22 protein-coding genes are annotated in these 26533 nt (G+C 72.5%); 16 read left to right on the top strand and 6 right to left on the bottom strand.

What is annotated here, in order from left to right; genetic code table 11:
* The first annotated feature begins 27 nt into the window (after positions 1-27).
* The 6 genes from FED44_RS22990 (at position 28) to FED44_RS22965 (ending at position 6985) form a co-directional block, all read left to right on the top strand.
* Positions 28-1161 (top strand): potassium transporter TrkA, encoded by a 1134-nt coding sequence (locus FED44_RS22990; protein ID WP_138461996.1) that lies wholly within the window; start codon positions 28-30, stop codon positions 1159-1161.
* A gap of 30 nt (positions 1162-1191) precedes the next feature.
* Complete coding sequence (gene asnB / locus FED44_RS22985) at positions 1192-3021, top strand: asparagine synthase (glutamine-hydrolyzing) (RefSeq protein WP_138461995.1); 1830 nt, start codon at positions 1192-1194, stop codon at positions 3019-3021.
* A 113-nt stretch (positions 3022-3134) separates the two neighbouring features.
* Entirely contained in the window at positions 3135-4007 is an 873-nt protein-coding gene (locus FED44_RS22980) for an alpha/beta fold hydrolase (protein WP_138461994.1), read from the top strand.
* A gap of 145 nt (positions 4008-4152) precedes the next feature.
* Positions 4153-4911, top strand: a complete 759-nt coding sequence (locus tag FED44_RS22975; protein WP_111700862.1) for a (Fe-S)-binding protein — start codon at positions 4153-4155, stop codon at positions 4909-4911.
* 56 nt (positions 4912-4967) lie between these two features.
* Entirely contained in the window at positions 4968-6362 is a 1395-nt protein-coding gene (locus FED44_RS22970; RefSeq protein ID WP_208759142.1) for a lactate utilization protein B, read from the top strand.
* On the top strand, positions 6359-6985 hold the full coding sequence (locus FED44_RS22965) for a LutC/YkgG family protein (protein WP_138461992.1): 627 nt from the start codon (positions 6359-6361) through the stop codon (positions 6983-6985). The genes FED44_RS22970 and FED44_RS22965 overlap by 4 nt, the downstream gene beginning before the upstream one ends.
* Positions 6986-6994: 9 nt before the next feature.
* Here the strand turns inward: FED44_RS22965 and FED44_RS22960 are convergent, their stop codons facing one another.
* Together FED44_RS22960 and FED44_RS22955 are read right to left on the bottom strand one after the other, a co-directional pair.
* On the bottom strand, positions 6995-8062 hold the full coding sequence (locus FED44_RS22960; protein ID WP_138461991.1) for a baeRF2 domain-containing protein: 1068 nt from the start codon (positions 8060-8062) through the stop codon (positions 6995-6997).
* Positions 8063-8071: 9 nt separating this feature from the next.
* Entirely contained in the window at positions 8072-8491 is a 420-nt protein-coding gene (locus FED44_RS22955; protein WP_111700858.1) for a DUF2795 domain-containing protein, read from the bottom strand.
* Between the two features lie 135 nt (positions 8492-8626).
* Between FED44_RS22955 and FED44_RS22950 the strand changes: the two genes are divergently transcribed.
* From FED44_RS22950 to FED44_RS22905, 10 genes are all read left to right on the top strand, one after another.
* The gene (locus FED44_RS22950) at positions 8627-9715 is read left to right on the top strand and encodes a GNAT family N-acetyltransferase (RefSeq protein WP_111700857.1); all 1089 of its coding nucleotides are present in this window, start codon (positions 8627-8629) and stop codon (positions 9713-9715) included.
* Between the two features lie 327 nt (positions 9716-10042).
* On the top strand, positions 10043-11272 hold the full coding sequence (locus FED44_RS37560) for a sirohydrochlorin chelatase (RefSeq protein WP_244302169.1): 1230 nt from the start codon (positions 10043-10045) through the stop codon (positions 11270-11272).
* 257 nt (positions 11273-11529) lie between these two features.
* The gene (gene cobT, locus FED44_RS22940) at positions 11530-12615 is read left to right on the top strand and encodes a nicotinate-nucleotide--dimethylbenzimidazole phosphoribosyltransferase (RefSeq protein ID WP_138461990.1); all 1086 of its coding nucleotides are present in this window, start codon (positions 11530-11532) and stop codon (positions 12613-12615) included.
* A 116-nt stretch (positions 12616-12731) separates the two neighbouring features.
* Positions 12732-13964 (top strand): uroporphyrinogen-III C-methyltransferase, encoded by a 1233-nt coding sequence (cobA, locus tag FED44_RS22935; protein WP_111700855.1) that lies wholly within the window; start codon positions 12732-12734, stop codon positions 13962-13964.
* Positions 13961-16309: a GTPase gene (locus tag FED44_RS22930; protein ID WP_262367151.1), complete on the top strand. Its 2349-nt coding sequence runs from the start codon at positions 13961-13963 to the stop codon at positions 16307-16309. Before cobA ends, FED44_RS22930 begins: the two co-directional genes overlap by 4 nt.
* Positions 16310-16358: 49 nt before the next feature.
* On the top strand, positions 16359-17990 hold the full coding sequence (locus FED44_RS22925; protein ID WP_138461989.1) for a GTPase: 1632 nt from the start codon (positions 16359-16361) through the stop codon (positions 17988-17990).
* 125 nt (positions 17991-18115) lie between these two features.
* A complete protein-coding gene (locus tag FED44_RS22920) occupies positions 18116-18826 on the top strand; it encodes a single-stranded DNA-binding protein (RefSeq protein WP_138461988.1) in 711 nt (236 codons plus the stop codon).
* A gap of 186 nt (positions 18827-19012) precedes the next feature.
* The gene (locus tag FED44_RS22915; RefSeq protein ID WP_111700852.1) at positions 19013-20314 is read left to right on the top strand and encodes a GGDEF domain-containing protein; all 1302 of its coding nucleotides are present in this window, start codon (positions 19013-19015) and stop codon (positions 20312-20314) included.
* 10 nt (positions 20315-20324) lie between these two features.
* Positions 20325-21989 carry an energy-dependent translational throttle protein EttA gene (ettA, locus tag FED44_RS22910; protein WP_111700851.1) on the top strand — a complete coding sequence of 555 codons (1665 nt, stop codon included), beginning with the start codon at positions 20325-20327 and terminating at the stop codon, positions 21987-21989.
* A gap of 112 nt (positions 21990-22101) precedes the next feature.
* Positions 22102-22542, top strand: a complete 441-nt coding sequence (locus FED44_RS22905) for an acyl-CoA thioesterase (protein ID WP_244302166.1) — start codon at positions 22102-22104, stop codon at positions 22540-22542.
* A 174-nt stretch (positions 22543-22716) separates the two neighbouring features.
* Here FED44_RS22905 and FED44_RS22900 read toward each other — a convergent pair whose 3' ends face one another.
* From FED44_RS22900 to FED44_RS22885, 4 genes are all read right to left on the bottom strand, one after another.
* Positions 22717-24267, bottom strand: a complete 1551-nt coding sequence (locus FED44_RS22900; protein ID WP_138461987.1) for a glycoside hydrolase family 13 protein — start codon at positions 24265-24267, stop codon at positions 22717-22719.
* Between the two features lie 30 nt (positions 24268-24297).
* Positions 24298-24681 carry a globin gene (locus FED44_RS22895; RefSeq protein WP_244302165.1) on the bottom strand — a complete coding sequence of 128 codons (384 nt, stop codon included), beginning with the start codon at positions 24679-24681 and terminating at the stop codon, positions 24298-24300.
* 34 nt (positions 24682-24715) lie between these two features.
* On the bottom strand, positions 24716-25732 hold the full coding sequence (locus tag FED44_RS22890; RefSeq protein WP_244302164.1) for a mechanosensitive ion channel family protein: 1017 nt from the start codon (positions 25730-25732) through the stop codon (positions 24716-24718).
* Between the two features lie 261 nt (positions 25733-25993).
* Positions 25994-26254, bottom strand: a complete 261-nt coding sequence (locus FED44_RS22885; protein ID WP_111700928.1) for a hypothetical protein — start codon at positions 26252-26254, stop codon at positions 25994-25996.
* Between the last annotated feature and the right edge of the window lie 279 nt (positions 26255-26533).

Raw genomic sequence — 26533 nt, 5'->3', positions numbered from 1 at the left:
GCATCGAGCGGCGCATCGAGCGGCGCAGTGACCGGCGCAGTGACCGGCCGCCCCGCCCGCGGCGTGGTCGTCCTGGGCACCGGAGCCTTCGCCGGTGCCCTGGTGCGGTCGTTCGCCCACCTGGCGTCCGGCCCGGCCACCGTCCACGTCGTCAGCCGCGACCTGGGCCGGGCCCGTGACCTCTGCGCCGTCGCCGGCGCCCACGCGGCACTCGCGGGAACCGCCGTCGGGTTCTCGCCCCACGCGCTCGACGTGCCGGGGGGAGACGACCTCCGTCCTCTCCTCGCCCGGGTCCGGCCCGCGGCCCTCGTGCTCTGCGCCTCGGACCAGTCCCCCGCGGAGATGCGGTCCACACCCTCGGCCTGGACGGACCTGGTGCGCACCGCCGGGTTCGGCGTCACCCTGCCGCTCCAGGCGGCCGTGGTCCTGCGCTGCGCGCGGGCGAGCGCGGAGGCCGGCGGGGACACGGCCGTGATCAACGCCTGCTTCCCCGACGCGGTCAACGGCATGGTGTACGCCGCGGGCGTGCCCGTGCTGTGCGGCCTGGGCAACGTGTCCAGCCTCGCCATGGCGCTCCGCGCCCATCTGGGCGTCCGCGAGGGGTCACGGCTCAGGCTCCTCGCCCACCACGCACATCTCCACCCCCCGCCGAGCCCCGCGGAGGAGGCGCTCGCCTGGCTCGACGACCGGCCCCTCGGCGACGTCGCCGACATTCTCGGTCTGATCCGGGCACGGCCCCGCGAACATCTCAACGAGATGGGAGCCGCGGAGGGCGCTGCGGTGCTGGACGCCGTCCTCCACGAGGAGCGGGGCTACGCCGGGCACGTGCCCGGGCCCCGAGGGCTGCCGGGCGGTTACCCGGTCACGATCACCGGCCGCGACGTGACTCTCCGTCTCCCCCCGGAGACGGCGGAAGGAGAGGCCGTCGCGTGGAACACCGCCCGCGCGGAACTCGACGGCCTCGTGGTGGACCGGCACGGCACCGCCCGTCCGACTCCCCGCGCGCTGCGGGCGCTCCGGCGGCACTGGCCCGACGCCCCCGCCGCCTTCGGCCCGCGGGACCTCGACGACCTCCGTGCCGAGCAGTTGCGGCTGCGTCGCCGGCTGCGCGGCCTCCCGTCCCACCACTCCGGTGAAGGGCCGGACACCGCGGCCCGCTGATCAGTTCGCTCACCCCAGGAAGGAAACCCGATGTGCGGCATAGTGGGATGGATCGACTTCAGGCGTGATCTACGGCAGGAGACGCCGGCGCTGCGGCGCATGACCCGGACCATGTCCCTGCGCGGGCCCGACGCCGAAGGCATGTGGACGGGCCCGCACACGGCGCTCGGTCACCGCCGGCTGTCGATCATCGACCTCGAGGGCGGCACCCAGCCGGCCATCGCCCGCCACGGGCCGTACGACGAACCGGTCGTGCTCGTCTACAGCGGCGAGGTCTACAACTTCCAGGAGCTCCGCGGCACGCTCATGGCCCGCGGCCACCGCTTCACGACGCGCTCGGACACGGAGGTCGTCCTGCGCGCCTACCTCGAATGGGGCGCGAGCTGCGTCGAACGCTTCAACGGCATGTTCGCCTTCGCGATCTGGGACGCCTCCAGGGAGGAGCTTCTCCTCGCCCGCGACCGCATCGGCGTCAAGCCGCTCTACTACCACGCCTATCCGGGCGGCCTGCTGTTCGCCTCCGAGCCCAAGGGCATCATGGCCAGCCCGCTCTTCACCCCCGTGGTCGGCGAGGAGAGCCTCCCGATCCTCTTCAACGCCCGCCTCTCGCTGCCCGGCGAGACCCCGCTGCGGGGACTGCGAGAGGTGCGCCCGGGACACCTCGTCCGGTTCTCGCGCGCCGGCGCCAGTGAGTTCCCCTACTGGCGCCTGGTCAGCCGGGAGCACCGCGACGACCTGAAGACGACCGTGGGAACCGTGCGGGAGCTCTTCGAAGACGTCGTCGACCGGCAGCTCGTCGCGGACGTGCCGCGCTCGGCCATGCTCTCCGGCGGGCTGGACTCCACCATCATGTCCGCCCTGGCCCACCGCAGCCTCACCAAGGCCGGCGAGGGACCTCTCAACACCTTCTCGGTCGAGTTCGCGGGCGACGACAGCGACTTCAAGCCCACGGAGCTGCGGCCCGAACCCGACGGCCCGTACGCCCGGCTGGCCGCCCGTCACCTCGGCACCCGGCACCATGACATCGTCCTGGAGACCGCGGACGTCATCGGCGCCCTTCCCGCGGCGCGCCGCGCCCGTGACCTGCCGTCGCTGGGACAGTTCGACACGTCCATGTACCTGCTGTTCAAGGAAATCCGGCGGCACTCCACCGTGGCCCTTTCGGGGGAGGCCGCCGACGAGGTGTTCGGCGGATACCCGTGGTTCCACGACGAGCGCCTGGTCCGGCGGGACCGCTTCCCCTGGATCGGGGACGCCCCGCGCCTGGCCGACTGCTTCGCGCCGGACCTGCACCGCCGGGTCCGGCCGGCGGACGCGGAGCACGACCGCTACCTGACGCTGAAGGCGGAGGTTCCGCGCCTTCCCGGCGAGACGGGCCTGAACGCGCGTATGCGCGAGGTCATGTACTTCAGCCTGAAGGGCCCGCTCACCTATCTCCTCGACCGGAAGGACCGGATGAGCATGGCGGTCGGCCTGGAGGTCCGGGTGCCGTACTGCGACCACCGGCTGATCGAGTACGTCTGGAACGTGCCCTGGGAGATGAAGAACGCGGACGGCCACTGGAAGAGCCTGCTGCGGCTCGCCTTCGCCGACATCCTGCCTCAGGCGACGCTGGACCGCGCGAAGAGCGGATATCCCGGGACGCACGACCCCGCCTACGAGGCCGAGGTCATGCGGTCGATCGACAAGATCCTCACCGATCGGAGCTCCCCACTGTTCGGCGTGTTCGATCCCCAGCGGGTGGAGGACCTCACCCGGGCCGGGTCCAGGACCATGACCTGGCTCAACGCCAGCCACCTGCTGCTGCCGATCCTCGAGGTGGACGCCTGGATGCGGGCGTACGGCGTGACGCTCGCCTGAGCCGGGCGGCCTCCACCGCCCGTGGCGTCCGCGTGGCGCAGCGCCCGGTTCCACATGCCGGAACATCCCGGCCATCGTGTGTGCCGGCCCCGCCGGAAGGAAGTAAGCACGGTATGTTCGATGGATTCACGCTTGATCGAGTCGACCTGACCGAGGTGACGCTGCGGGTCCGGCACGGCGGCTCGGGGCCGCCGGTGCTTCTCGTCCACGGGCATCCCCGGACGCACATGACCTGGCACCGCGTGGCCCCGCTGCTCGCCGCCGACTACACGCTCGTCTGCCCCGACCTGCGGGGGTACGGCCAGTCGTCGAAGCCGGCCACGACCCCCGACCACTCGTCCTATTCCAAGCGCAGCATGGCGAACGACTGCCTGGAACTGATGCGCGCGCTCGGGCACGACACCTTCCACGTCGTCGGACACGACCGCGGGGGCTACGTCGCGACCCGGCTCGCCCTCGACCATCCGCACGCGGTGACGCACCTGACCGCGCTCGACGTCGTGCCGATCGGCGCGGCGCTCGCGCGGTGCGACGCGAACTTCGCCACCCGTTGGTGGCACTGGTTCTTCCGCGCCCAGCCCAGCCCGGAACCGGAGACCGTCATCGGGTCGAACCTGAGCCTGTGGTACCAGGAAGGGCCCGAACAACTGGGGCAGGAGTCCTGGGAGGACCTGCAGGAGTCGCTGAGCGACCCCGAGAGGATCCACGCGATGTGCGAGGACTACCGGGCCGGGCTCGGCGTGGACCGGCAGCACGACGACGCGGACATGGAGGCGGGCCACCGCGTCAAGTGCCCGACTCTCGTCCTCTGGGGAACGCGCGACGACCTGCCCGTCCTCTACGACGACATCACCGGTGTCTGGCAGGAGTGGGTCGAGCCCGAGGTCGTCGGCAGGGGAGTCGACAGCGGTCACCACATCGCCGAGGACGCTCCGGAACGCCTGAGCCGGGAGCTGCGCGCCGCGTGGCGGGAGGTCTCCGGCTGAGACGGCGGACCGGGACGGGCGCATGCGGCGGCCGGACGGTCCGGCTGGTCCCCGGCCGCCCCCGGGCGGCCGGATACGGACCAGGAGGTATGGTCTGACCGTATCCGGTCCGAATCCGGTCCGACCGTACACGCCGGGAGGGCACGTGCGGGTCGCCCTGTTCGTCACCTGCGTCAACGACACGCTCTTCCCGGGCACCGGGCGGGCGGTCGTGACGCTATTGCGCCGGCTCGGCGTCGACGTCGAGTTCCCGCGCGGCCAGACCTGCTGCGGCCAGATGCACGCCAACACCGGCTACCGGGACGAGGCGGTACGGCTGGCCCGGCGCAGCGTGGCGGTCCTGCGCGGCTACGACGCGGTGGTCGTGCCCTCCGGCTCGTGCGCGGCGATGATCCGCGAGCAGTACCCGAAGCTGGCCGGGCCTTCCGGGCCCTTCGCGGACGCGGTGGATCGGGTCGTGGCCGTGACGTACGAGCTGACCGAGTTCCTCGTCGACGTGCTGGGCGTGACCGACGTGGGGGCGAGCTTCCCGCACCGGGTCACCTACCACCCGACCTGTCATTCGCTGCGCGGCATCCACCTCGGCGACCGGCCGCTGACCCTGTTACGCCAGGTGAAGGGGCTGGACCTGGTGCCGCTGCCGGGGGCGGAGGAGTGCTGCGGCTTCGGCGGCACCTTCGCGCTGAAGAACGCCGACGTGTCGGCGGCGATGTGCGCCGACAAGGTGCGGGCGGTCCTCGACACCGGCGCCGAGGTGCTGTGCGCGGCCGACAACTCGTGCCTCATGCACATCGGCGGCATGCTCGCCCGGCAGAACTCGGGCGTACGGGTGATGCATCTGGCCGAGATCCTCGGCGCGGCCGAGCCGGCGGGCGCCGCCGGGCGTCCGGTGAGCGCCCGATGAGGTCCGGTGAACGCGGTGAGCGCCCGGTGAGCGCGGCGAGCGTCACCTTCCTCGGGATGCCGGCGACCCGGCCCTTCCCCCGGAACGCCGCGAGAGCCGTACGCGACTCGCAGTTGCGGTTCAACCTCCGCAAGGCGACCCGGACGATCAGGGCCAGGCGGGCGAGCGTGGTCGCGGAGGTGCCCGACTGGGCCGCGCTGCGCGACGCCGGGCGGGCGATCAAGGAGCACACCCTCCGCAACCTCGACCGGTATCTGCTTCAGTTGGAGGAGGCCGTCACGGCGGCCGGGGGGCACGTGCACTGGGCCGCCGACGCGGCCGAGGCCAACGAGATCGTCGCGGGCCTGGTGAAGGCCACGGGCGAGACCGAGGTCGTGAAGGTCAAGTCGATGGCCACCCAGGAGATCGGCCTCAACGAGGCGCTGCTCGAACACGGCATCACGGCGTACGAGACCGACCTGGCCGAGCTCATCGTGCAACTCGGCGACGACCGGCCCTCGCACATCGTCGTCCCGGCGATCCACCGCAACCGCGCGGAGATCCGGGAGATCTTCGCCGGGCGCATGGCGGGCTGGGGCCGCCCCGCCCCGGAGGACCTGACCGACGATCCCGCGGCGCTGGCCGAGGCGGCCCGGCTGCACCTGCGCGAGCGCTTCCTGAAGACGAAGGTGGCGATCTCGGGGGCCAACTTCGCGGTCGCCGAGACCGGCACCCTGGTCGTGCTGGAGTCGGAGGGCAACGGGCGGATGTGCCTCACCCTGCCGACCACCCTGATCAGCGTGGTCGGCATCGAGAAGGTGCTGCCGTCCTGGCGCGACCTGGAGGTCTTCCTGCAGCTCCTGCCCCGCAGCTCGACCGGCGAGCGGATGAACCCGTACACCTCGATGTGGACGGGCGCGACGGAGGGCCAGGAGTTCCATCTCGTGCTGCTCGACAACGGCCGCACCCGCGTCCTCGCCGACAAGGTGGGACGCCAGGCGCTGCGCTGCATCCGCTGCTCGGCCTGCCTGAACGTCTGCCCGGTGTACGAGCGGACGGGCGGCCACGCGTACGGGTCGGTCTACCCGGGGCCGATCGGGGCGATCCTCACGCCGCAGCTGCGCGGCATGAGCTCCGAGCTGGACCGCTCGCTGCCGTACGCCTCCTCGCTGTGCGGCGCCTGTTACGACGTCTGCCCGGTGGCCATCGACATCCCGTCGGTGCTGGTCGACCTGCGCGCCCGGAGCCCGCATCCCTGGCCGGAACGCGCGGGGATGGCCGCCGCCGGCTGGGTGCTGCGGCGGTCGGGACGGCTGGCCCGGATGCAGCGGATCGGGGGACGGCTGCGGAACCTGGTGCCCCGGCGGCTCCCCGGGCCGCCGGCGGCCTGGACGGACACCAGGGACCTGCCCGAGATCCCCCGGGAGTCCTTCCGCGACTGGTGGGACCGCACGGACGGAGGCCGCCGATGAGCCGTTCCCGCGACCTGATCCTCGCCCGGGTACGCGCCGCTCTCGCGGGCGTGCCCGACGTCGAGATCCCGCGGGCCTATCGCGGCCCGTCCGCGACGCCGGGTGAGACGCAGGGTGAGGTCCGGCTGTTCGAGGAACGGCTCCGCGACTACCGCGCCGTCGTGCACGTCGTGGCCGAGGCGGCCGTGCCGGAGCGGGTCGCGCGGTCCCTCGCCGAACGCGGGGCGCGGCGGGTCGCCGTGCCCGGGGGGTTCCCCGCGGCGTGGCCGGCCGCCGCCCAAGCCGAGCTCGTGGCCGACGAGCCGCCGCTGACCGCCGCCGATCTCGACGCGCTGGACGGCGTGCTGACCACGTGCGCGGTGGCCGTGGCGGATACCGGCACGATCGTCCTGGACGCCGGGCCCGGCCAGGGGCGGCGGGCGCTGTCGCTGGTGCCCGACTATCACCTGTGCGTGGTGCGGGCGGGCCAGATCGTCGCCGGGGTGCCGGACGCGGTCGCCAGGCTGGACCCCGTCCGGCCCCTGACGTGGATCAGCGGCCCCTCCGCCACCAGCGACATCGAGCTGAACCGGGTGGAGGGCGTGCACGGCCCCCGTACGCTCGAAGTGCTGATCGTCACCTGACGCGGGCCGTCAGAAGCGAAGCAGGGCGCCGATGCCGTCCGGCGAGTCGATGCGATCGACGAACCACAACTCCGCGTCCGTCGCGGCCACCGCCCGCGCGAGGGCGGCGTCGGCCCGTTCCCGCACCGGCTCCTCGACTCCCCACGCGGCCAGTTCGGCCGGGTCGGTGGACAGGTGGGTGGGCTCGGGCCCGATCCACATCGTCGCGGTGGAGGACGGGTCGTCGCGCAGCAGCACGGTGCCGACCCGCCGGTCGCGCAGAGCGCGGGCCGTCTCCTGCAGGCCCGCCACGGCCGGTCCGGCCGCGAACGCCTCCAGCAACTCCGCGCACCGGCGGTCGACCCAGGCCCGGCAGGCGGCGTCGGCCTCCTGCAGGAAATGGTGCGGGTCGGCGCCGGGAGCGCGGCTGCCGTGCTCGGCCACCGTCAGCCGCCGTACGACGTCCTTGGCGAGGTGGTCGGTCACCAGGGCCCGCGCCTTGGGGTCCCCGGCGAGGACGACGACCTCGGCGCAGACGCCGTGCGCCTCCTTCTCCACGACCTCCGCGACGGCGACGGCGTTGCGGCGCCAGGTCTCCTCGACCTCCCGCTCGAAGTTGCCCTGCGACCAGCCGCCCGCGCCCGTCTTCTGGATCGGCCAATCCGCGACCTCCACCGTCGTCTCGCGCCGCCGCCCCTCCGCGACCACGGTCACCTCGGCGCCCGCCCGGTCGGCGAGCACCTGTACGTGCGGCACGTGCTCGCCGCGCTGCGCCAGCAGCGGCACGACGTGCGGGAGCGGCGACCACCGCGCGGTCTGCCGGCGAGGGCGGCAGGCGAGCGGCTCGGTGAGCACGACCTCGCCCCGCCGCGCGAAGACCGCGCGACCGGGCGCCGCCCAGACGGGATCGAGCATCAGCTCCCCGATGGGATCGAGGGCCTCCGGCGGCGCTCCCTCCGCGGCCAGAAGCTCGCGCAGGTGAGCCCATCGCCGCTGGACGACGTTGGCCGCTCCCTCGGACGACCGGTCGGTGTCCAGGTAGACCGAGGCGTACGGTCCGCCCGGCTCGTACAGTCCGCGAATGAAGTCGAGTCTCACCGGGTCTCCCTACCAGCGCTGGCGTTCCACTCCGAGCCCGAGTGCCTCCGCCACCTCCCCGATGTTGTGGAACTTCATCTCGGGCAGCCGCCGTACGGCGTCGATCACGGCGTCGGGGGCGTTCTTGCGCTCGGCGTGGCCGAGCAGCTTGGCGGGGTCGGCGGGGAAGCCCGCGTCGCTGAGCCAGGTGGCGAGGTGGCTGCGGCGCTCCACATCGGCGGGGGTGATGCCGAGCGGCGTCCCCGGCTCGCGGCCGGGCGGCTGGCGGCGCGGTGGCGACATGTCCTGTTCGGGCTGCTGCGTCGGCTCGGTCTCCCGCCATTCCTCGGCCCGGCTGGTCCCGGAGCCCTGTACGAGGCCCTGCGTCTCGTGCTTCTGCTGTTCGTCGAGGCGGCGGCCGTGCTTGTCGCTGCCGCGTTGGATACTCATGACCTCACCTCCCGATTAGGGTCACTGTCGTGCCTCGTACCCGAACCGCCTGCCCCAAACATCGTGAGCGGTGAAGGACATGCCCTACTTAACCGGCGACGGGCGAAAAATCCCTGTATGTGATGGAGCGATGCGTTGTTCGACGAACGGCTGACGATCAACACCGAGCGGCTGATCCTGCGGCCGTTCGGCCCGGGTGACGCGGGCCAGGTTCGGGCGATCATCGAGGACGGCGCCCACACCACCGCGCTGCCGCCCGGCGCGCCGGGGCACGCCTCCGGGATCGGCCAGTGGCTGACGCAGGGCGTGCACGAGCTGTGGCGCTCGGGACAGGGCATCCACCTGGCGATGCACGCCAGGGACGGGGTGGTGGGATCGATCAGCATGTTCAAGGCCCAGTGGGGCGCGGGCATCGCCGAGGTGGGGTACGGCGTGCACCCCGCGTACCGCCGCCGGGGATACGCGACCGAGGCGGTGCGGGGGCTCGCCGGCCGCCTGCTGGGGACGGGGGTGCTGCGCCGCGTCGAACTCCGGGCCAACGCCGACAACCTGGCGTCGATCCGGGTCGCCGAGAAGGCCGGTTTCGTCCGTGAGGGCCTGCTGCGCGGTGCCGGGTTCGAGGACGACGGCCCGCACGACCTGGTGGTCTTCGGCAGGCTCCGCGGGGACGAGCGGCAGGCGCCGCGCCGCCGGATCGAGAGCGAGCGGCTGGTCCTGCGGCCCTTCGTCCGGCAGGACGCCTTCGACATGGTCGACGCGGTCAGAGGCGACACGGAGATCGCCCGCTGGATGCCGTGGGCCGAGGGCTACACGCTGGAGCGCGCGCTGGAGTGGTGCACCCGCCTCGCGCACGCGCCGGGCCCCGGCTATGGTGGCAACTTCGCGATACAGCCGCGGGACGGGGGACGGCTGGCCGGCGCCGTCGGCGTGCAGCGCGAGGACCACGAGCGCGGCGACGCGGAGCTGGGGTACTGGATCGCGCCGTGGGCCAGGCGCCAGGGGTACGCCGTGGAGGCGGCCCGCATGGCCACCGCGCACCTGTTCGACCTGGGGTTCCACCGGGTCCACCTGCTGGTGGCGACGGGCAACCGGGCCAGTCAGGGGGTCGCGAGGAAGGCCGGGTTCATCGAGGAGGGGATCATGCGGCAGGCGCTGCCCGTGCCGGGGGGCTGGGCCGACGCCGTCCTCTTCAGCATCCTTAACGGGGAAATTTCATGGCAATAGGTAAAGAATCGCTCTAGACCCTGGGCCCTCCGGTCAAGAGACCTCCATGATTGGGGCCGAAAGGTTATTCTCGCCTGCCAGAGCGTCCCGCCGGCCGGCGGGAGGCGACGGAGCGGCCCGGCCGGGTCGCCGGCCGTCCGGAGCGGACCGGCAGTGACTGGAGGCGAGAAGCGAGCGACTCCACGCGACGAGGAAGCGCCTGCCGTCACGCGCGTGCCCGGCACCCCGCCCACGGCACGCCCGGCACGACCGGCCGGCGCGCGGGCGCTCCGGTGGGAGCGGAGGATTGTGAACGACACGCAGGTCAACGCAGGGGAGATCAGCTAAATGAAACCGCCGCTGCTGCTCATCGGCCATGGCACCCACGATGAGACCGGCGTGGCCGAGTTCGGCAGGTTCGTCCATCGGCTCCGCTGCCGCCTCGACGGGCTTCCCGCCGAAGTGAGCGGCGGCTTCATCACGAACGCGCGCCCCCAGCTCGGCCAGTCCATCGCCTCCCTGGTGGCCCGCGGCCACCACCACCTGGTCGCCGTGCCGCTCAGCCTGACCGGCGACCGGCGCGCGCTCGGGGACATCCCCGGCACCATGGCCCTGGAGCAGGAGCGGCATCCGACACTGGAGTACGACCTCGGCCGTCCGCTCGGGCCCGATCCCCGCGTGCTCAGGCTGCTCGCGGAGCGACTCGCCGACGCCCGCGCCGAGATGCCCCGGTTCGTCACCGAGGAGCCGCCCGCCGAGATCACGCCGGGCGAGACCGCGGTCGTCCTCGTCGGGCACGGCTCCACCGATCCGGCCGTGAACGCCGAGGTCCACCGGGTCTCGCGACTGTTCTGGGAGACCCACGCCGCCGACCTGCTGACCGTGGAGACCGCCTACGTCTCGCACACCCGTCCCGGTGTGCCCGGCGGCCTGGAGCGCTGCCGCAGGCTCGGCGCGAAGCGCGTGATCGTCCTCCCGTACGTCCTGTTCGCGGGTGCCGTCCTCGAACGCATCTGGGCGCAGGCGCTCGCCTACGGCGCGAACCACGAGGGGCTCGACATCCGCTGCGCCGAGGTGATCGGCGACTGCGAGGGACTCGCCGACGTGGTCATCGACCGGTACGAGGAGGCGCTCGCGGGAGCCGCGCACTCCCCGGCGCCGGTCACCGTCCCCGCCACGACGCGGCAGGCCCCGGCGGCCCCGGGCCGTCCGTCCGTCGTGCCGGTCGCCGTGCCCGCGATCGGGGCGGCGGGGCCGGACATGCCGGCGATCGAGACGCTCGACGCCGGAGCCCTCGACGTGGACGCCCTCGACGTGGAGTTCGACGTCGACGCTCTCGAAGCGGAGACGTTCGACGCGGAGGTGCTCTCGCCGGAGGTCTTCGACTCCGAGGCATTCGACGCTGAGGCATTCGACGCTGAGGCGTTCGGTGCCGAGGCGTTCGACGGGAGGACGGAGGCCGCCGCCGAGACCGATACCATGATCGGCGCGACCGGCCACGCCGAGGCCGTCACGGAGATCCGCGGCGGTTCACCGGACGGACCGCTCGCCCAGCCCGGAGTGGCCAGCGCGGTGTAGCCCGGCCTCGTCCGGCGCGGTGGCCCCGCATGGTGGTTCTGCCCGCTGATCGGCCGCGTGATCGGTCGCGGCGGGAGCCACGGGCGGGTGCGGGCGGGCGGGCGGGCGTGACGAGTGAGTGCGGCGGGCCGGACCGGAGTGCCGGGGCGGCATGGCGGGCCGGGATCGCTGGCCGGCTCGGCAGGCTGACGTGGCGAGCCGGCTCGGTGAGCCGGCCTGGCGGGCTGACACGGCGGAACCGTGACGAAGGAGAGAGCATGACGTCCCTCGGCGAGACGCTCGGCGCGGTCCGGCCGGTCGAGCCCGGCCCGATGGCGGAGGCCCGGGCGCACCAGGACCGGCTCACGAAGCCGAGCGGCTCTCTGGGGGTCCTGGAGGACGTCGCGGCCCGGCTGGCCGGCATCGCGGGCGCCTGCCCGCCGCCGCTCCCGGCCCCGGCCGCCCTGGCGATCTTCGCGGCGGACCACGGCGTGCACGCGCAGGGGGTGAGCCCCTGGCCGCAGGAGGTCACCGCGCAGATGGTGGCCAACTTCGCCGCCGGGGGAGCGGTCGCCAACGCCTTCGCCGCGCAGGTCGGCGCGTCGGTGACGGTGGTGGACGTGGGTGTCGCGGCCGACCTGCCTCCCGCCGAAGGACTGCTCGTCCGCAAGGTCGCGTACGGCACGGCCGACCTGTCCCAGGGCCCGGCGATGACGCGGGAGCAGGCGACCGCGGCCCTGACGGCCGGGGTCGAGGTCGCCCGCGATCTCGTCGCCGCCGGCGCGCGCTGCCTGGTGACCGGCGACATGGGCATCGCGAACACCACCGCCTCTGCCGCCCTGATCTGCGCTTTCACGGGCAGGGAGGCCGCCGGGGTCACCGGGCGGGGCACCGGCGTCGACGACGCCATGTATCAGCACAAGATCGAGATTGTCCGGCGCGGCCTGCGGGTCAACGGGATCGCCGAGGCGGAGGCCGTACCGGGCGGCCCGGACTCCGCGCTGCGCGTGCTCGCGGCGGTCGGCGGGCTGGAGCACGCGGCGATCGCGGGTTTCGTGATCGGCGCCGCCGTGGCCCGGGTGCCGGTGATCCTCGACGGAGTGATCGCCGGAGCCGCGGCCCTGGCCGCGAGCGCGCTCGCCCCGGACACCGTCGGATACTGCCTGGCCGGGCACCGTTCGGCGGAGCCCGGGCACGCGGTGGCGCTGTCGCATCTGGGCCTGGAGCCCCTCGTCGACCTGCGGCTCCGCCTCGGGGAGGGCACCGGCGGCCTGCTCGCCCACCCTCTGGTGAGCGCCGCCGCGCGGGTGATGCACGAGGTCGCCACCTTCGACTCCGCCGGCGTGACGGACAAGGGCGATTGAGACGGTGGGACACCCGCCCGCGGCCGTCCGGTCTCGTCCGGTGAATGCGGCCGGAGCCCAGCGGGTAGGTTTGCCTCCTAACTATGCACCCTTGACGCAACAGGGAGACTGAGGTCATGGCGCCCTACCTGCTCGGACTGCGCCTCGACGGGCGGCGTGTGCTCGTGGTCGGCGGCGGACGCGTCGCCCAGCGGCGGATCCCCGCGCTGCTCGACGCGGGAGCCTCCGTCACTCTGATCTCGCCCAGCGTGACCCCCGCGCTGGACGATCTCATCGCGACCGGGCGGGTGACCTGGGAACAGCGTCCGTACCAGGTCGGCGACTGTGACGGCGCGTGGCTCGTGCACGTCTGCACCGACCACCGCGAGGTCAACACCGCGGTCGCCGCCGAGGCCGAGGCCAAGCGCATCTGGTGTGTCAGGGCGGACGACAAGGACGCCTCCGCCGCCTGGACCCCCGCGCACGGCCGGGTGGACGAGATCGGCGTGGCGGTCACCGCCGGCGGAGACCCCCGGCGTGCGGCGGGGATCCGGGACGCCATCGTCGGCGCGCTCAGGGACGGGACCGTCGACGCCCGGCGGCACCGCACCAGGCCGGTCGGGGTGGCCCTGGTCGGCGGCGGCCCCGGCGACCCCGGCCTGATCACGGTGCGCGGCCGCCAGCTTCTGGCCCAGGCCGACGTGGTGGTGGCCGACCGCCTGGCGCCGCGAGCCCTCCTGGACGAGCTGTCCCCGGACGTCGAGCTGATCGACGCCGCGAAGGTCCCGTACGGCCGGTCGCTGTCCCAGGAGAAGATCAACGAACTGCTCGTCGAGCACGCCCGGATGGGCAAGTTCGTCGTACGGCTGAAGGGCGGCGACCCCTTCGTCTTCGGGCGGGGCGGCGAGGAGATGATCGCCTGCGCCCGCGCGGGGATCCCGGTGACCGTGGTGCCCGGCATCACCAGCGCGGTCGCGGTCCCCAGCGCGGCCGGCGTCCCGGTCACCCATCGCGGTGTGAGCCAGGAGTTCCACGTCGTCTCGGTGCACGTCGCGCCCGGCGACCCGAGGTCCACCGTCGACTGGCCGGGACTGGCGAGATCAGCGGGAACCCTGATACTTCTGATGGCGGTCGAAAGGATCAAGGAGATCGCCGAGGCCCTGCTTCGAGACGGACGTTCGCCGGAAACTCCCGTGATGGTGGTGCAGGACGGTACTCTTCCGACCCAGCGAGCCGTTTCCGCCACCTTGTCGACGGTGGCGGAACGGGTGACCGCGGCCGGAGTTCGGCCTCCGGCGATCGTGATCGTCGGCGAGGTCGTCAAGGTCGGCCAGGAGATCGAAATGGTGCGAGCGGAGCGGGTCCCGTGAGATCGGCAGCCAGGAAGACGCCCGACCACGGGACCGGTGCGGGTTCGGGCGAGGCCGTCACCGACGAGCCGGACGCCGGGGATCCGCCGCCCGAGTCGCCGGGGGAGCGTACGGTCGCGTTTCCCCAGATCCGCGACGACGTTCCCGTCCTGCGGCCCGGCGCCCCGGAGCCCACGGCCCACGACGACGCCCTGTCCGAGAGCTCCGGCCCCGAGACTTCCGGCCCCGGGGCCGGGGCCGGGGCCGGGGCCGGTTCCGTGGCCGTACCCGGGACGGACGAGGCAGTGCCCGGCGCGGCGGACGACGGGACCATCCCGGGCCAGGACGGACCGGACGGCGCGCCCGGAGACGTACGGGACAACGCCGGAGACGAGGCGGACGCGGCCGGCGAGGCGGACAGAACGGACCCGGCGGTCGCGGCCGAAGAGGCGGCGGCGGTAGACGCCGCAGGCGCGGAGGAAGACGCCCGCCAGACGGGCGCGAAGGACCCGGCGGACGACTCCGACCCGGCGGACGCGGCGGACCCGGGGGACGCGGAGGGCGACTCCGGCGAGGCAGATCCGGCGGACGCGGAGGATCCGGAAGCCGGGGCGGACGCGGTCGGCGCGGACGACGGCGAGAACGCGGAGGACGGGGAGGACGCGCCGGGCGAGGACCGGATGCGCGAGATCCCGATGCCGGAGCCGGTCTCCGCCGCGCTGACGGAGGCGCTCAACCAGCTTCGCACGGCGGTCAAGGACCTGCACTTCGGCCTCGACGTGCCGGGGGCGGAGGAGGCGCGCAAGGCGCAGGCGGCCGTGCTGGCCCAGCTCGACGACTACGTCATCCCGCGCGTCCACCTGAGCACGGCGCCCGCGATGATCGTCGTGGCGGGGTCCACGGGGGCGGGCAAGTCCACCATCGTCAACTCGCTCGCGGGCCGCCGGGTCACGGCCACGGGAGTGCGCCGCCCGACCACGGGCACGCCCGTGCTCGCCGTCCACCCCGGCGACCTCGAATGGTACGCGCGGGGCGATCTCCTCGGCGGCCTGGAGAGGCTCGACGAGCCCCCGGCGGAGGCCGCGCCCGGCGGCGTCGTCCTGGTGCCGAGCCCGTCGATGCCCGCGGGGGTGGCCCTGCTCGACACGCCCGACATCGACTCGGTCGTGGAGGAGCACCACGAGATCGCGCACCGCATGCTGGACGCCGCGGACCTGTGGGTGTTCGTCACCACGGCCTCCCGGTACGCCGACGCGCCGTCCTGGGGCCTGCTGCGGCGGGCCAAGGAGCGCAGGGCGCGCCTGGTCATCGTGCTGTCCCGGGTGCCGCCCCGGTCCCGCGACGTCATCATGAAGCACTTCGGCCGGATGCTGAAGGAGTACGGCCTCGGCGACGTCGAGCGCTTCGTCATCAACGAGACGACCGTCCAGGAAGGGCGGCTGCCCGAGATCGAGATCGCCGAGCTGCGGATGTGGCTGACCGGGCTGTCCGTCGACGACGAACGGCGGGAGGAGGCCGTACGGGCGACCCTGAACGGCGTGCTCAACAGCTTCCGCACCCGCCTGCCCGCGCTCGCCCGGCACCTGGAGACCCAGGTCGCGCTGCGCGCCGACCTGCGCTCGGACGTGGACGCGGCGTACATGGGGGCGCTCACGGAGATCGACGAGGCGACCCGGGACGGCTCGCTGCTGCGGGGCGAGGTGCTCGCGCGGTGGCAGGACTTCGCCGGCTCCGGCGACCTCATGCGCACGCTGCACCTGCGTCGCGGCGCCAAGGGCCACCACCAGGGTCCCGAGCGGGTCCGCGGGCTGAAGGCGGCGATCCGCGCCGGCCTCGAATCCCTGGTCACCTCGGCGGTCGAGCGGGCCGCCGAGGAGGTCGTGACCCGGTGGCGGCAGCGCGCGGGCGCGGGCGACCGGCTCGCCGCCACTCCGGGACTCGGCCGTCCGCCGGAGGACATCGCCCGCAGGACCGCGAGGACGGTCGCCGCCTGGCAGGAGCACGTCACCGAACTGATCCGCACCGAGGGCGTGACCAAGCGCTCGGTGGCCAAGCTGGTCTCGTTCGACGTGGAGTCGCTGTCGCTGATCTTCATGATCGGCCTGCTCGGCTACGGCGCCACGGATCCGCAGGCCGCCACCGGCGCCGGGGCGCTGCCCCAGCGGCTGCTGCGCGGCCTGCTCGGGGCCGAGTCGCTGCGCAGCATCAGCGCCAAGGCCCGCAGCGACCTCCGGGCCAGAATCGGCCTGCTCTTCGACGAGGAGACCCTCAGGTACGTCGACGCCCTCGACAGCGCGGGCATACCGGACGAGGCCGCGGCGACGCGGCTGTACCAGGCGACGTACAACCTCGAGGTCGCACGATGACGGAGCCCATCCGGCCCGGGACGCCCCGGGCACCGACGGTGAGGGATCGATGACGACTGTCAGCACCGCCGAAACGCAGCACGGGCTGGGGTCCAGGCTCGCCGCCCTGGCCAAGATCGTCGAGTTGGGTCAGGGGCGGGTCGACCCCGCGCTGATCACGGAGGCGGCCCAGCTCCTGCTGCGCGCGGGCGACCGGCTCAAGCTGTCGTCCGACCACACCGTCGTCGCGCTCGCCGGGGGCACCGGAAGCGGCAAGTCCTCCCTCTTCAACGCCATCTCCGGGCTGGAGCTCTCACCCACCGGGGCGCGCCGGCCGACCACCGCGCGCACGCACGCCTGCGTGTGGGGCATCGACGGGGCGAGCCCGTTGCTCGACTGGCTGCAGATCCAGTGGCGGCACAGGTTCGCCCGCGCCAGCGCCCTGGACCGGGGCGAGAGCCAGTTGCACGGGCTGATCCTGCTGGACCTGCCCGACCACGACTCGATCCGCGCGCTCACCGATCCCGAGGCCCATCGGCTCATCCAGCTGGCCGACCTCGTCGTGTGGGTGCTCGACCCGCAGAAGTACGCCGACGCCTCCGTCCATCGGCGTTACGTCGCCGAGCTGACCGGGCACGACGCGGTGACGGTGTTCGTGCTGAACCAGGCCGACCGGCTCACCTCCGAGGAGCGGGCCGAGTGCGCGGGCGATCTGGAGGACCTCCTCCGGCGTGAGGGGGTCGCCCACCCCCGGGTGGTGACCACCTCCGCCACCACCGGCGAGGGCGTCGACGGCCTGAAGGCCGTCCTGGCCGAGTCCGTCGCCGCCCGGCGAGCGGCCTACCAGCGGCTCGAAGCCGACCTCGACCGCCTGGTGGTGCGCCTGGTGAAGAACCTCCCCGAGATGCTGCGGGTCGAACCGGCGGTGGACGCCGCGCGGCGTGCCGCGCTCGTCGACGCTCTGTGCGACGCGATCGGCGTCTCCGCGCTCGGCGAGGCGATGGAGAACGTGTACGGCGTCCGCTCGATCTCCTGGGTCGGATGGCCGTACGCGCGCTGGGCGGCCCGCGTGCGGCCCGATCCGATCAAGAGCCTCCGCCTCGGGGCCGTGAAGGACGACATCCGCGGCCTGGTCGGCAGCTCGATCACGGCGCAGCCCGCCGAGGTGGACAACGCCGTGACGGCGCTCTCCGACGGGCTCACCGCCGGCATGCCGGAACAGTGGCGGGACGGCGTGCGCCAGGCCGCCCGGTCCCGGTCTGGCGAGCTGCCCGGGGCGCTGTCCGCCGAACTGTCGGAGGTGGCCCCGCCACTCGACCGGGTGCCCGGCTGGTGGTGGCTGTTGAAGATCTGGCAGTACCTCCTCGTGATCATGTTCGCCGCGGGCCTGGCCTGGGCCGGGGCGATCCTGGCGTACGGCGTGTTCGGAGCGGGCCGGCCGCCGGCCGAGGCCCTCGGCGACGTGGCCCTGCTGCCCTGGGTGGGGCTGATGATGATCAGCGTCCTCGGGCTCGGCCTCTTCTCCGCCCTGGCGAGCAGGAACTTCGTGGTCCTGGGCGCGGGCAGGGAACGCGACCGCCTGGAACGCGACATGAGGCGCCGGGTGGACCTCCTCGCGCAGGACATGGTCATCCAGCCGGTCGAACGCGAACTGAACCGCTACAACGAGTTCTTCGGCGCGATGGCGGCCACCCGCCGCTGACCCCGCCGGGTTGTCCACAGGTGCCCGGCCGTCCACAGAACGCGTTTCCGGCCCGTACGGGGACGGCCGCCCCGGCGAGGGTGGCATCCGAGCCCGGCGGGTGACCGGGCCGGAGAGGCACTTCCATGAGCGACATCTACGTCACGCTGAGCGGGAACGTCACCGACGACCCCAGGCAGTACCGGTTCCGCGACGGCTCGCACGTCACGTCGATGCGGATGGCCGTCAACCGGCGCGTGCTCGACCAGCAGACGAACACCTGGCAGACCAGGGACACCACCTACTACGTGGTCCGCTGCTACCGGGGACTGGCCGACAACGTCCAGCAGTCAATCCGCAAGGGCCATCCGGTCGTCGTGTACGGCAAGCTGCGCATCAAGCAGTTCGAGCGGGAGGGCGAGCAGCGGTTCTGGGCCGAGATCGAGGCGAGTTCCGTGGGCCACGACCTCAAGTGGGGCATCACCACCTACGAGAAGCCGATCCGCGCCTACTCCGCCGGAGCGGTCAGCGACGACGACCGCCAGGCGATGGAGGACGCCACGAGGGAGTGGGAACTGACCGGACGCACCGCCGCCGGCGCCCGTCCCGCCGACGGCGGTGAGACCGACGAGGCCTTCGACGCCCTCGTCGGCGGCCGGAGCACGACCGCGGCGGAGCGCCCCGCCCTCGGCGCCCCCGACGGGGAGCGCGGCGGCGCCATGGCGGACGCGGATCCTGTCGCCGAGCCCGATGCCGAGCCCGATGCCGAGGGGGACGAGGGCGTGGTCACGGGCATGGCGCCCGGTGCACAGGAGAACGCGGACCACTCCCTGCTCCCACGCGCTCTGGCGGCCTGAACCCGCTGGTCGCGGGAGCGCGGCGTCGCCGGGCTCGGGCCCCGGGCAAATCGCCGCAGACACCCCCGCAGTCCATCGGATGCAGATGGCCCGCGTGAAGGGAGCGGTTCCCGTCGCGCGTCGCACACTCCGCAACTATTGTGTTACACATCGTGAGATGCTGATTTGGCGTCGTTGGGGGGCGGGATGACGGCAACCGGTCAGACCTCGGCGAGGACGCGCGGCACGATCTGCTCCCGGAGCCGCTGGCCGTTGCTGACCCAGCCGCCCGCCCTCGTGTCCTACGTCTGCGCGATTCTGGCGTTCTACACCGTCCTGGTCGCGGTGCTGGCCAGGGCGACCGTCTTCCACACCTGCGACCTCGCCATGTTCGGGGCGCTCACGCTGTGCGGCGCCGTCTGCATCGAGGCCACCCGCCGCCTCGGCATGCCCGCCGGCGTGTCCCGCGACCTGCTGTCGGCCTGGTGGCTCCCGGCGGCGTTCCTGCTGCCGCCGGTCTACGCCCTGCTGGCGCCCGTCCCGATGCAGATCCTGCTCCAGCTCAGGGTGCGGGCGACGGTGCTCTACCGGCGGGTGTTCAGCGCGGCGGCGATCGGGCTCGCGGCGGGCGCCGCGTCCGCCGCCTTCCACCACTGGGTGGCCGGACCGGCGCGGCTGTCCTCGGGGCAGGGCGGGCCGATCGTGGTCGCCGCGGCCTGCGCGGTGCTGTTCACCGTGCTCAACACGGCGCTGATCGCGGTCGCGGCGCACGCGTCCGATCCCGAGGGCCGCTGGGGCGAGGTTCTCTGGGACCGCGAGCGGGTCCTTCTCGACGCGGTCGAGCTCTGCCTCGGTGTGCTCGTCGCCGTCGTCTGCGGGATCAACCTCACGCTGCTGCTGCTCGTGCTGCCGCCCGTCGTGCTGCTCCAGCGGAGCCTGCTGCACGCGCAGCTCCAGGCAGCCGCCCGGACGGACGCGAAGACCGGCCTGCTGAACGCCGCCGCCTGGCAGCGGGAGGCGGACACCGAGATCGTCAGGGCGCAGCGGACCGGGAACCCCCTCGCGCTGGTGCTGGTCGACATCGACCACTTCAAGAAGGTCAACGACACATACGGTCATCTGGTCGGCGACCAGGTGCTCGCCGAGGTGGCCGCCACCCTCCGCACGCAGTTGCGTGAGTACGACGTGGTGGGCCGGTTCGGCGGCGAGGAGTTCGTCGTGCTGCTCCCGGGCGCCGACGTGCACGAGGCACGGCGGGTGGCCGAGCGGCTGCGCGTCCGGGTGGGCCGCATGGCGGTGCCCACCGAGCAGGCGGCGGTCACGGTCACGGTCTCCGCCGGGGTCGCGATCCTCAACATCCACGGCGAGGATCTGCTGGAGCTGCTCGCCGCGGCGGACCTCGCCCTCTACCGCGCCAAGGAACTCGGCAGGGACAGAATCTGCCTCCCCGCCGCACCACTGGCCCCTCCTCCCCGCAGCGCGGACGGCGCTGCCGGTGCGATCCCCTAGGCTTGAAGGCATGCCGGAGTACATCTACACGTTGCAGCGCGTGCGCAAGGCGCACGGCGACAAAGTGGTCCTCGACGACGTCACGCTGTCGTTCCTGCCGGGGGCCAAGATCGGCGTCCTGGGCCCGAACGGCACGGGCAAGTCCACGCTGCTCAAGATGATGGCGGGGCTGGAGCAGCCGTCCAACGGCGAGGCCCGGCTGATGCCCGGCTTCACGGTCGGCATCCTCCAGCAGGAGCCGCCGCTCAACGACGCCAAGACGGTGCTCGGCAACGTCGAGGAGGGCGTGGCCGAGACCAAGGCGATGCTCGACCGGTTCAACGAGATCGCCGAGCAGATGGCCACCGACTACAGCGACGCGTTGCTGGAGGAGATGGGCCGCCTGCAGGACGCCCTCGACCACCGGAACGCGTGGGACCTCGACAGCCAGCTCGAACAGGCCATGGACGCGCTGCGCTGCCCGCCGCCCGACGCCGACGTCACCCAGCTCAGCGGTGGCGAGCGCCGCCGGGTCGCGCTGTGCAAGCTGCTGCTCGAACAGCCCGATCTGCTGCTGCTCGACGAGCCCACCAACCACCTCGACGCCGAGAGCGTGCAGTGGCTGGAGCAGCACCTGGAGAAGTACCCCGGCACCGTCCTGGCCGTCACCCACGACCGCTACTTCCTCGACAACGTCGCGAACTGGATCCTGGAGCTGGACCGCGGCCGCTGCTTCCCCTACGAGGGCAACTACTCCACCTACCTGGAGGCCAAGGCCGCGCGCCTGAAGGTCGAGGGGCAGAAGGACGTCAAGCGCAAGAAGCGCCTGGAGGAGGAGCTGCAGTGGGTGCGGTCGAACGCCCGCGCCCGGCAGACCAAGAGCCGCGCCCGTCTCCAGCGCTACGAGGAGATGGCCGCCGAGGCCGACAAGTACCGCAAGCTCGACTTCGAGGAGATCCAGATCCCGCCGGGCCCGCGCCTGGGCACGACGGTCATCCGGGCCGAGAAGCTGAGCAAGGGCTTCGCCGACCGGCTGCTCATGGACGAGCTCTCCTTCGACCTGCCCCGCAACGGCATCGTCGGCATCATCGGCCCGAACGGCGTCGGCAAGACCACGCTGTTCCGGATGATCACCGGTGCCGAGACCCCCGACAGCGGGGCGATCACCGTCGGTGAGACCGTCAAGATCTCGTACGTGGACCAGAGCAGGGCCGGCATCGACCCCGCCAAGAACGTCTGGCAGGTCGTCTCCGACGGGCTCGACCACATCAAGGTCGGCAACGTCGAGATGCCGTCCCGGGCGTACGTCGCGGCGTTCGGGTTCAAGGGTCCCGACCAGCAGAAGCTCGCGGGCATCCTGTCCGGCGGCGAGCGCAACCGGCTCAACCTCGCGCTCACACTCAAGCAGGGCGGCAACGTGCTGCTGCTGGACGAGCCCACCAACGACCTCGACACCGAGACCCTCTCCAGCCTGGAGAACGCGCTGCTCGACTTCCCGGGCTGCGCCGTGATCACCTCCCACGACCGGTGGTTCCTCGACCGGATCGCGACCCACATCCTCGCGTGGGAAGAGGGCTCGAACTGGTTCTGGTTCGAGGGCAACTACGCCGACTACGAGAAGAACAAGATCGAGCGGCTGGGTGCGGAGGCGGCCCGCCCGCACCGCGTCACCTACCGCAAGCTCACCCGCGACTGATCAGGACTCTCGTCCCGTCCCCCGCCGTGCCCGGCGGGGGACCTCGCGGCCACCTTCGCGGACACCGCCCCGTCCGGGCGAACCTCGGTGGTCGCGGCACTAGGTTGGAGCGGTGACCGAGCCGATCCTCGCCGGCCCTGCCGAGCACGCCCACCGTTACATCTTCGAGCGTAAGGTGCGCTTCGCCGACATCGACAGCTACGGCCACGTCAACAACGTCAGATTCTTCGACTACCTCGAAGACGCGCGGGTGTCCATGCTGTGGGAGCGCCCGCGCGACAGCGATGGAAACCGGCTCGACCTGGTGGTGGCCCGGCAGGAGATCGACTATCGGCGGCCGCTGAACTTCCGCCCCGATCCCGTGCGCGTCGAGGTGTGGGTGACCGAGATCTCCAGGTCGCGGTTCACCCTGGCGTACGAGATCCGTGACGACGCGACCCTCTACGCCGAGGCACGCACGATCCTGGTCGCCTACGACTCAGCCGCGGCGTGGCCACGCAGGCTCGGCGAGGATGAGGTCGCCTTCCTCCGCCGGTTCTCCGCCCCCGCCTGAGCCCACCCTGAGCCGCCTGGCCGCCGCCCTTCCGGCGACCCGCCCGGCGGCCCTCCGACGACCCCCCGAGCCCCGCCTGGGACCGGCCGAGGAGCAACGGCGGCCGGTCGCCACGTGGCGGGGGAACGAGGGCGATCGGGGAGCGGGACGGCGGGGACGCGCGCCGCCCTCGGGTCAGGCGGTGAGCAGCCAGGCCGCGGTGTCGCGCGGGAGGTCGGTGCCGTCGAGCGGGCTGCTGGTGATCAGCACCTGGTCGTGCGGCGGCAGCGGGACCGCGCCCTCGCCGCAGTTGACGACGCAGAGCAGCCGTCCCCGCTGGAAGAACAGCGTCTCCTCGGGCGAGTCCAGCCACGTGATCGCGTCCGGCAGCGTGCCGCGCAGTTCCCGCCGCGTCCGCAGCGCCTGCCGGTAGAACCACAGCGTCGACGCCGGGTCGGCGGCCTGCCGTTCGGCCGTGAGGCCGGCCCAGTCCGCGGGCTGCGGCAGCCACGACCCGCCCGGCCCGAAGCCGTACGGCGGCTCGGTGCCCGACCACGGCAGCGGCACCCGGCAGCCGTCCCGGCCCGGCACCTCGCCGTTCGAGCGCGCGAAGATCGGGTCCTGACGCGACTCCGGCGGCAGGTCGGTCACCTCGGGGAGCCCGAGTTCCTCACCCTGGTACAGGTACGCGGAGCCGGGGAGGGCGAGCATGGCCAGCAGGGCCGCACGCCCCCGCGCGAGGCCGGCCCCGGGGTCGAGCGACCCCTGCCCGTACCGGGTGATGTGCCGTACGACGTCGTGGTTGGACAGCACCCAGGTCGGCGAGGCGACCGCGACTAGGGTGTCGTCGATGACCTTGCGGAACGCCGTGGCCGACCAGGGGGCCTCCAGCCAGGCGAAGTTGAAGCTCTGGTGCAGTTCGTCCGGCCGCACGTAGAGCGCGAGGTCCTCGGCGGAGTCGGTCCAGACCTCGCCGACGGCGACGCGGGTGCCGGAATAGGAGTCGAGGACCCGCCGCCAGTCGCGGTAGACGTCGTGCACCTCCGGCTGGCTCCAGATGGGCGACCTGGCGGTGAACCCCGGATCGGTGTCGGGCAGCCCCTCCGCCTTGATGAGCCCCATCGCCACGTCGATGCGGAAGCCGTCCACGCCGCGGTCCAGCCAGAACCGCAGGATGTCGAGGAACTCCTCGCGCACCTCGGGGTTGCGCCAGTTGAAGTCGGGCTGCTCCGGCGCGAAGAGGTGGAGGTACCACTGCCCGTCGGGCACCTGTGTCCACGCCGGGCCGCCGAAGGTGGACATCCAGTTGTTCGGCTCGCCGTGGCCGCCGCCGGTGCCCTCGGGGCCGCCCTCCCGGAACATGTACCGCTCGCGCTCCTGCGAGCCCCTGGGCGCCGCCAGCGCCTTCTGGAACCACGGGTGGGCCGAGGAGCTGTGGTTGGGCACGATGTCCACCATCAGCCGCAGGCCGTGCGCGTGCGCGTCGGCGACCAGGTCGTCGAAGTCGGCCAGCGTCCCGAACAACGCGTCGACGTCGCGGTAGTCGGCCACGTCGTAGCCGCCGTCGGCCATGGGGGAGGGATAGAAGGGGGTCAGCCAGATCGCGTCGACGCCGAGTTCGGCGAGGTACGGCAGGCGGTCCCGGATTCCCGCCAGGTCGCCCGTACCGTCGCCGGAGGCGTCGGCGAAGCTGCGGACGTAGATCTCGTAGACAACGGCATCACGCCACCAGGGGGTTTTTTCCATGAGAGATGGGCTGCCCGCTGCTCGCGTTACTTATGCGTTGACCAGGCTGTGGGCGGCGTAGACGAGATAGTCCCACAACTGACTCTCCCGCTCCGGCGGCAGTTCCAGGGAGCGTACGGCGTCGCCCATGTGGCGCAGCCAGGCGTCCCGCTCGGCCTCGCCGATCACGAACGGCATGTGCCGCATCCGCAGCCGGGGATGGCCGCGCTGCTCGCTGTAGGTCTTCGGACCTCCCCAGTACTGGATGAGGAACAGGCGCAGCCGCTCCTCGGCCCCGGTGAGGTCCTCCTCGGGGTAGAGCGGACGCAGCAGGGGGTCCTCGGCCACACCCTCGTAGAACCGGTGCACGAGCCGCCGGAAGGCGTCCTCGCCGCCGATCACCTCGTAGAAGGACAGGGTCTGCTCGCTGGTCACGCTTTCAGCCTAAGCCAGTTACCCATCGGTAAGGTCAGGCGGCGAAGGCGATGCCCTTCTCGTCGAAGGCCTTCTTCACCCGCAGCCGCAGCTCACGGGCGACCTCCAGGTGCCGGGCCGGTACCGTCTTCACGCTGACCCGGAAGATGACGGACGTGCCGGACACCGACTCCAGCCCGAAGACCTGCGGTTCCTCGACGATCACCAGGTCGCGGTACTCCGGGTCGTCCCACATGTCGTCGGCGAGCTTCTTGAGCAGGTCGCGCACCGTCGCGATGTCGGCCGCGTACGGGACAGGCACGTCCACCAGGGCCCTCGACCAGCCCTGCGACTCGTTGCCGACACGGGTGATCGTGCCGTTGCGGACGTACCACACCTTGCCGTCGGCGTCGCGCAGCCGGGTGATGCGGAGCGTCACGGCCTCCACGGTGCCGGTGGCCACTCCGGTGTCGATCACGTCGCCCACGCCGTACTGGTCCTCCAGGAGCATGAACATGCCGGCGATGAAGTCCTTGACCAGCTCCTGCGCGCCGAAGCCGAGCGCCACACCGATGATCCCGACGCTGGTGAGCAGTGGCGTGATCGGTATCCCGAGCTTCGCGAAGATCATCAGCGCCCCGGTGCCCAGGATCACGACGGACGCGAGGCTCCGCAGCACCGAGCCCATGGTCTCGGCGCGCGCCCTGCGGCGCTCGGTCATGATCGCCGCCGCGGCGTCCACGCTGGTCAGCGCCGTCTTGCCGCGCAGCCGCTCCGGCAGCACGCCGACGCTCGCCCGCACGGTGAGCCGGGTGATCAGCCGGAGCGCCACGTTCCGGACGATCAGCGTCCCGACGAGGATCAGGGCGATCATCAGGAACACGTCCACGACGCCCGCCACCAGTTGAACCCAGGCGGGGAAGTCCCGGTTCGGGAAGGCGCTGTTCAGCACCGTGCAGAAGACGCCCTCGCTCTTCTCGCACGCCGCCGACACCTTGGCCGCGATCACGTCCGGGTCGGGCAGGCTCGGGCTCGGCTCTGGGCTGGGTGTCGCGGGCGACAGCGGCAACACGAGGTGGATCCCCCCACGGATCGGATCGACGACAGCTTCTCGAACGTAGTCAATACTGCCGACAGATCCGGCCTCCGTCACATCGCCGGGGGGACGGGAACGCGTCCGGCGCCGCGAGGGCGGACGGCACGCTCCGGTGACGGCACGGCAGGGCGCGGGCGCGCACCCGGAAGCGCGTCCGGCGCCGTTCTCCAGGAGGGGATCCCCTCGATGACCGTCCGGTCCCGCCTGCTCGGCGGGACCGGACGGTGGTCGGTGCGGCTACTCGATCACCGCGGCGAGCACGCGGGCGACCTTCGACGCCGCTCCGGCGGGGTCGTCCGCCCGGTGCATCCGCTCGCCCCAGGACCACCAGTAGTCCGCCGCCTGGCAGACGACGTTCTCCGTGAGGCTCGTCGCGGCGGGGTTGATGACCCGCACGTAGGCGCGGCCCGAAGGGGTGTGTACGACTCGCGCGAGCAGGCCCCGCGCGTCGAGTTCGGCCACCAGACGCTCCAGGCGCAGGAAATCCTCGTTCCCCACCGGCCGGTCCTCCTTCATTTCCGTTCCCGGCTGATTGTGTACTTTGCGTTTCCGCTCGATCACTCTGGTGCGCCCAAGATGGCTCACTGACTCGTCCGGGTCAACGCCAGGTCAAGATGACCGGTGGAGGAAAACCCCTGTCGGGTGAAAGAAAACCCTCACCGGGAGACGATCCTTAGTCAATCTCCTCAAGTTGGGGACTTGGCCTCGCAAAGGGTGTTCCATCATTATGGTGTGGGCGGAGTGCGACGGACGAGTCACCCTCCGTGACTGATTCGG

The organism is Microbispora triticiradicis (assembly GCF_005864065.1).
Taxonomy (GTDB): Bacteria; Actinomycetota; Actinomycetes; order Streptosporangiales; family Streptosporangiaceae; genus Microbispora; species Microbispora triticiradicis.
Note: the sequence above shows the minus strand (reverse complement) of the source record. Positions and strands in the feature narration are given on the sequence as shown.

Excerpts from the sequence above, each read along its gene's own strand:
- ettA (WP_111700851.1), top strand. The coding sequence starts at position 20,325 with ATGCCGGAGTACATCTACACGTTGCAGCGCGTGCGCAAGGCGCACGGC.
- asnB (WP_138461995.1), top strand. The coding sequence starts at position 1,192 with ATGTGCGGCATAGTGGGATGGATCGACTTCAGGCGTGATCTACGGCAG.
- FED44_RS22915 (WP_111700852.1), top strand. The coding sequence starts at position 19,013 with ATGACGGCAACCGGTCAGACCTCGGCGAGGACGCGCGGCACGATCTGC.
- cobA (WP_111700855.1), top strand. The coding sequence starts at position 12,732 with ATGGCGCCCTACCTGCTCGGACTGCGCCTCGACGGGCGGCGTGTGCTC.
- FED44_RS22900 (WP_138461987.1), bottom strand. The coding sequence starts at position 24,267 with ATGGAAAAAACCCCCTGGTGGCGTGATGCCGTTGTCTACGAGATCTAC.
- cobT (WP_138461990.1), top strand. The coding sequence starts at position 11,530 with ATGACGTCCCTCGGCGAGACGCTCGGCGCGGTCCGGCCGGTCGAGCCC.
- FED44_RS22980 (WP_138461994.1), top strand. The coding sequence starts at position 3,135 with ATGTTCGATGGATTCACGCTTGATCGAGTCGACCTGACCGAGGTGACG.
- FED44_RS22955 (WP_111700858.1), bottom strand. The coding sequence starts at position 8,491 with ATGAGTATCCAACGCGGCAGCGACAAGCACGGCCGCCGCCTCGACGAA.
- FED44_RS37560 (WP_244302169.1), top strand. The coding sequence starts at position 10,043 with ATGAAACCGCCGCTGCTGCTCATCGGCCATGGCACCCACGATGAGACC.
- FED44_RS22925 (WP_138461989.1), top strand. The coding sequence starts at position 16,359 with ATGACGACTGTCAGCACCGCCGAAACGCAGCACGGGCTGGGGTCCAGG.
- FED44_RS22920 (WP_138461988.1), top strand. The coding sequence starts at position 18,116 with ATGAGCGACATCTACGTCACGCTGAGCGGGAACGTCACCGACGACCCC.
- FED44_RS22970 (WP_208759142.1), top strand. The coding sequence starts at position 4,968 with ATGCCGGCGACCCGGCCCTTCCCCCGGAACGCCGCGAGAGCCGTACGC.
- FED44_RS22965 (WP_138461992.1), top strand. The coding sequence starts at position 6,359 with ATGAGCCGTTCCCGCGACCTGATCCTCGCCCGGGTACGCGCCGCTCTC.